The organism is Neisseria sp. P0021.S006 (assembly GCF_051956895.1).
In genome coordinates this window covers 1-1,252 of sequence record NZ_JBQCWZ010000400.1, presented here as the reverse complement: position 1 = coordinate 1,252, position 1,252 = coordinate 1, and the positions used below count along the sequence as shown (strand labels likewise).

Genomic DNA, 1,252 nt, shown 5'->3' with positions numbered 1-1,252 from the left:
GTTAAAAAACTGCTCGATGTCGGCGGCAATACCGGCCGCTGGGCGGAACAATGCGTCAACCACAATGCCGAAGTCGAAGTAACCATCATGGATCTGCCGCAACAAATCGGCTTGATGCGCGAAGCGACCAAAGGCAAAAACGGTGCGGACCGTATCCACGCCCATCCGGCCAACCTGCTTGATCCTGAAATTCCGTTCCCAACCGGTTTTGACGCGATCTGGATGAGCCAATTCCTAGACTGTTTCACCGAGGAACAAGCTACCAGCATTCTTCAACGCGCCGCTGCATCTATGAGCGAAAACACCAGCCTCTATATCATGGAGCCTTTCTGGGACAGACAACGCTACGAGACCGCCGCCTACTGTCTGACCATGACCAGCCTGTATTTCACTGCCATGGCCAACGGCAACAGCAAAATCTTCCACTCTGAAGACCTGATCCGTTGCGTTGAAAAAGCCGGATTGAAAGTAGCGGAAATTTCAGACGACATCGGCCGCGGCCACAGCATCTTGCGCTGCGTTAAGGCCGTCTGAACATCATCTTTTAAACCCTAAAAAGAAACCGACCCCGACAGCCATTTCAGCTATCGGGGTCGGTTTGTATTTAGGTATCAGCCTTAATGCATCAGCCGCGCAACATCCATACTGCGCACACTACCGCAATCTCCACCAACAAAGCGGCAAACAGTTGCCCCATTCCGGCCAATTTAGGCTGCTTGGCATCGATGGTTTTAAAGCCGTTAATCATCGGCGTAATCAAATCCTGTTTTTTCACAAAGCGATACAGCAAAACAGCCGCAATATGTACGCCCGCCAAAACAGCCAAGACATTAAAGAAATTGACATGGATTTTTCGCGCCAGCGTACCGGCGTGTTCGCTGACCAAATGATTCAAAAAGCCGGAATTGGTAAACGTATTTTCATCGGCGGCAAATAAGCCTGTAGCCGTCTGAAAAACCAAGGCAGCCAATAAAGCGATGACCATCAGCGCGCCCAAAGGATTGTGGCCGACCAATTCGTCTTCAGACATTTGGCCTTGCGTATAGCGGCGGATTTCGGAAAACGGGCGCACAAATCGGCTGAATTTTGCCGTATCGCTGCCCCAAATCCCCCAACACAAACGGAAAACCACCAAGGCCAGCATCAACAAGCCGCCACGCAAGTGCCATACCAGCATATCGCCACCTTGGGTTGCGCTGTACCACATAAAACCCATCAATAACACCAAGAGCCAATGGAACAGGCGCGTAGG

Annotated in this window: 2 protein-coding genes; one reads left to right on the top strand and one right to left on the bottom strand. The window is 51.3% G+C overall.

Going from position 1 to position 1,252, the window contains the following annotated elements:
• The coding region (locus ACTHUM_RS14480; RefSeq protein WP_440403222.1) for a class I SAM-dependent methyltransferase at positions 1-534 on the top strand (534 nt) is incomplete at its 5' end.
• Between the two features lie 91 nt (positions 535-625).
• On the opposite strand, the gene ACTHUM_RS14475 is transcribed toward ACTHUM_RS14480, so the two are convergent.
• Positions 626-1,252, bottom strand: a 627-nt coding sequence (locus tag ACTHUM_RS14475) for a cytochrome b/b6 domain-containing protein (RefSeq protein WP_440403221.1), incomplete at its 5' end; no start/stop codon positions are given.